The organism is Kribbella sp. (assembly GCF_035655035.1).
In the GTDB taxonomy this organism is placed as follows: domain Bacteria; phylum Actinomycetota; class Actinomycetes; order Propionibacteriales; family Kribbellaceae; genus Kribbella.
In genome coordinates, this window is the sequence record NZ_DASRVN010000425.1 from 1 (window position 1) to 3655 (window position 3655).

General features: G+C 70.9%; 4 protein-coding genes. 1 reads left to right on the top strand and 3 read right to left on the bottom strand.

Annotated features, from left to right (window positions below; all coding sequences use genetic code 11):
* Positions 1–1429 (top strand): FUSC family protein (locus VFF46_RS23515; protein ID WP_325039359.1); only part of this gene is annotated, 1429 nt, incomplete at its 5' end.
* Here the strand turns inward: VFF46_RS23515 and VFF46_RS23520 are convergent.
* The 3 genes from VFF46_RS23520 to VFF46_RS23530 all read right to left on the bottom strand — a co-directional run bounded on the left by VFF46_RS23520 (position 1426) and on the right by VFF46_RS23530 (position 3615).
* Positions 1426–2577, bottom strand: a complete 1152-nt coding sequence (locus VFF46_RS23520) for a GDSL-type esterase/lipase family protein (RefSeq protein WP_325039360.1) — start codon at positions 2575–2577, stop codon at positions 1426–1428. The genes VFF46_RS23515 and VFF46_RS23520 overlap by 4 nt on opposite strands.
* Complete coding sequence (locus VFF46_RS23525) at positions 2574–3149, bottom strand: TetR/AcrR family transcriptional regulator (protein ID WP_325039361.1); 576 nt, start codon at positions 3147–3149, stop codon at positions 2574–2576. The genes VFF46_RS23520 and VFF46_RS23525 overlap by 4 nt, the downstream gene beginning before the upstream one ends.
* 94 nt (positions 3150–3243) lie before the next feature.
* Complete coding sequence (locus VFF46_RS23530) at positions 3244–3615, bottom strand: RNA polymerase-binding protein RbpA (protein ID WP_130448290.1); 372 nt, start codon at positions 3613–3615, stop codon at positions 3244–3246.
* Positions 3616–3655: the final 40 nt, after the last annotated feature.

Here is a 3655-nt window from a genome sequence, read left to right on the forward strand (position 1 = left end):
GGACGCCGCGGCCGTGCACCTGGCGGCCGCGCAGGTGCTCGAGTGCGGGGCCGAGCTGCTGGAGAACCCTCGTCGGATTGTCGACGATCTGACAAGTGCGACCGAGCAGCTCCGCGACGCGGTGTCGAAGCTCGAGGACGGCGCCGTCGACCGGCTGCCGTCGACGTACCGTTCCGAAGCCGACCTCCTCGGCAGCCTGAACGTCTCGTTTCGGGCCCAGGAGGTCGCGTTCGGCGTGCTGCTGATCGCGCAGAACGTCGAGACCGCCCGGCGGGCCGATCAACGCTCCTGGACCGACCGGCTGCTCGGCCGCGAGCCGAGCGCGCTCGCGGGGCCGGTCACCAGCGCCGCGGAACGTGCCACCGCGCACCTCGAACCGCATTCGGTCTGGCTGCACAACAGCATCCGCGGCGCGGTCGGCCTCGCCGCGGCGGTGGCACTCGCGAACCTGACCGGGGTGGAGCACGGCTTCTGGGTGATCCTCGGGACGCTGTCGGTACTGCGGTCCAACGCGCTGAGCACCGGCCAGAACGCGTACCGCGCGATCGGCGGCACCGTCGTCGGCTCGATCATCGGCGCCCTCCTGCTGCAGCTGATCGGCGACAACCGGACGGCGTTGTGGATCCTGCTTCCCGTCGCGGTACTCGCGGCCGGGATCGTACCGGCCGCGATCTCGTTCGCGACCGGGCAGGCCGCGTTCACGGTGACGCTCGTGATCCTGTTCAACATCGCGCAGCCGGAGGGCTGGTCGCTGATCCTGTTCCGGATCGGCGACATCGCGCTCGGCTGCGCGGTGAGTGTCGCGGTCGGCCTGCTGTTCTGGCCGCGCGGTGCGTCGAAGGCGGTCGGGAAGGCGCTGGCCGAGGCGTACGAGGACAGCGCGCAGTACCTCGTCAGCGTCGTCGGGTACGCCGTGTCGTGCTGCGCGCCCGGTCCGCGGACGCCGCAGGACGGGCGCCGGGCGGCGGCCGCGGCGCGGAGGCTGGACGACACGTTCCGGACGTACCTCGCCGAACGTGGCGCGAAGATGGTCCCGTTGAGCGAGATGACCGCGCTCGTCACGGGCGTGGTCGCGGTCCGGCTCGCCGCCGACGCCGTACTCGAACTCTGGGAGCGGTACGCCGACGGGCGGCCGCCGTCGGACGACCGCGACGCGGCGCAGGCGGCGTTGCTCGCCTCGGCGGACCGGCTGCTCCAGTGGTACTCGGAACTCGCGGGCGCGCTCGACGGCCGGGCGCCGGTACCGGATCCGTTGCCGCACGACTACCCGACGAAGACGCGCCTGGTGGACGCCGTACGGAACGATCTGTACGACGCCAACGACCAGGCGACGCCGACCGCGATCCGGATCCTGTGGACCAACGACCACCTGGAGGTCGTACGACGCCTGCAGCCGAGCCTCGTGACCGCCGCCCGGGACCGGAGCTAGACGAACGGGCCCTTCGCGGTGAACGCGTGCTGGGTGAAGCGGTCGGCGATCAGCTCGTGGGTCGCGGCGTCCGGGTGCAGGTCGTCGAGCAGCGGGTGCGCGGCGTTGTCCGGTTCGCCGTACAGGGCGCGGCCGTCGAGGTAGTGCAGGTTGGGGTCGGTCAGCGCGCGCTGGGCGACGATGCGGTCGAGCTCCGCGCGGATGACCGCCAGGGTGAGCTTGCCGGCCGGGACCTCGTCGGGGTTGCCGGTCGCGCTGAACCGGATCTCGCCGGCGGCGAGGGCCTCCAGATTCCAGCCGGTGGGGCCGGGGGTGTCCTCGTGGATCGGGCAGAGGATCGAGGAGATGACCAGCAGCGGCGTGTCCGGGTGGCCGTCGCGGATCGTGTCGAGGAAGCCGTGCACCGCGGGCGTGAAGCTGCGCAGGCGGTAGCTGTCCGAGTTCACGATGTTGATGCCGAGCTTCAGGCTGATCAGGTCGGCGGGCGTTTCGCGGATCGTCCGGGCGTAGAACGGCTGCAGGTACGCGCTGCCGCCGAAGCCGAGGTTCACCAGCTCGACGCCGGCCTGTGCGGCGGCGAGAGCCGGCCAGATACCGGTCGGGTGGGTCGCGTTCGAGCCGTGGCTGATCGAGCTGCCGTGGTGCAGCCAGACGCGGCGGCCGGACGGCACCGGCTCGACCGGCTGATCGGTGCGCAGGGCAACGAGTTCGGTGGTCTCGTTGTGCGGGAGCCAGATCTCGACGGTCTTCGGTACGGCGGCGAGGCCGTCGATGCGGAGCGTCTGCGGCGCGCCGTCCCGGGTCTCGGTGGCGCCGGTCATCAGGTTGATCGTGATCACGTCGCCGTCGGGGGCGGTCAGCTGGGTGAACAGCCGGCCGTCGACGAGTACGTCGTACACGCCGTCCGGGCGCGGGGGAGCGCCGACGTAGTCGCGTTTCGTCGGGAGCGTGTCGAGCTCGATCCAGGTGGCCGCCGTACGGAACACGAGCCGTACTCCGGACGGCTGCGAGTCGACCATCTCCAGTTGCGGGTCGTCGTACTGCGTCCGCGCCCAGGCGGGGAGGCGGTGCGGCATCAGCCCGCGGGCGGTCGGCTCGAGGTCGAGGACGCCGCGCAGGAGGTCGCTCGTGATGGGGACGGTGATCATGGTCGGCTCCAGGTCCGAAGGAGGGTGTCGAGGGCGTCGAGGATGCGGGGCCAGCTGTCGGCACTGTCCGGCGCGCTGTAGCTGAAGGAACCGGCGAGCTCGAGGGTCACGTAGCCGTGCACCACGCTCCCGATCAGCCGTACGGCGTCCGTCTGCGCGGGCTCGCCCAGGTCGTAACCCCGCAGCACCGCCCGCCAGAGCTCCGAATGCCTTCGCCCCGCGGCTATGTACTCAGCTGAGTTCGTAGCAGGCGGCGTGTGGCGGGCGGCGGTGTAGCGGCCGGGGTGTTGGTGGGCGTAGGTGCGGTAGACGTCGGCCATGGCGGTCAGGGCGTCGGCGCCGGCTCTGCCCGCGAGGGCGGCCGATGCCTGGTCGGCGAGTTCGGTGAGGGCGACGGTGGCGATCCGGGTCTTCAGGTCGTCGGAGTTGCGAACGTGGGAGTACAGGCTCGCGACCTGTACGTCGAAGCGCCGGGCCAGGGCCGAGACGGTGACCTGCTCGAAGCCGACCTCGTCCGCCAACTCGGCGCCCGCCTGCGCCAGCCGCGCACCGCTCAACCCGACTCTTGCCATACCTCATTATGTAGATACCTAAAGGCTTTAGGCAAATCGGCGCAAGAAGAAACCCTCACCGCGCCATTGCGATGAGGGTTCCCCGGGGTACGGCTCAGGCGGTGCGCTTGGTCCGGTGCAGGTGCGCCGGGCCGATCTCACCCTTGCGGAGCAGCTCGACCCGCTCGGCCAGCAGCTCCTCCAGCTCCGAGATGCTCCGGCGCTCGCGCAGCATGTCCCAGTGCGTACGGGCCGGCTTCTCCTGCTTCGGCTCCGGCTTCTCGCCGGTGGAGCGGGCGGCCTCGCTGCCGCAGTGCGGGCACTCCCAGACCGCGGGCACCTCGGCGTCGTGCGCCATGGTCACCTCGACCACGTGGCCGCGGGGGCAGTCGTACGTGATCATCTGGCGCGGCGCGAACTCGACACCACGGTCATCCTCGAAGCTGACCCCACCCAGCCCCGAACCACGCAGTACGCGATTAGACATGTCAAACCTCCGAGATCGTCATCCGTGCCAACGGTCGGCC